The organism is Vibrio caribbeanicus ATCC BAA-2122, assembly GCF_000165125.1.
GTDB lineage: Bacteria > Pseudomonadota > Gammaproteobacteria > Enterobacterales > Vibrionaceae > Vibrio > Vibrio caribbeanicus.
Genome location: NZ_AEIU01000001.1, coordinates 1 through 405 on the forward strand (window position 1 = coordinate 1; position 405 = coordinate 405).

General features: G+C 44.9%; 1 protein-coding gene. It reads right to left on the reverse strand.

Annotated features, from left to right (window positions below):
- On the reverse strand, nucleotides 1–405 hold a 405-nt coding region (locus tag RH40_RS00005), incomplete at both ends, for a BspA family leucine-rich repeat surface protein (RefSeq protein ID WP_039953869.1).

Genomic DNA, 405 nt, shown 5'->3' on the forward strand with positions numbered 1-405 from the left:
ATTTCTTGAGAGTACCACAAATTGGAACCGACGTTGGAGGTGTCCCAGTCACCGATGGGTTGGTTAAAGCTGACGGCACCTTCAAACATTCCTTCCATATCCGATACCTCGGAAGTATCCCAATTACCGATGGGTTGGTTAAAGCTAGTGGCACCTGAAAATATTCGTCCCATATTTGTAACCTTGGAGGTGTCCCAGTCACTAATATCGGCATTAAAGTACTCCCTTCCTTTGAAGAGGCCATCCATATTAGTCACATGAGAGGTACAAAAACGGATTTGACCTTGTTCCAGTGTATCGAGCAGGGCTTGGTCTTTAATGCTCTCATTGCCAACAACCAGATAGGTGTTACCTTGATGGTTGAAGGTGGTGCCGATATCTCTGTCATTACAGGTAACAGAAATG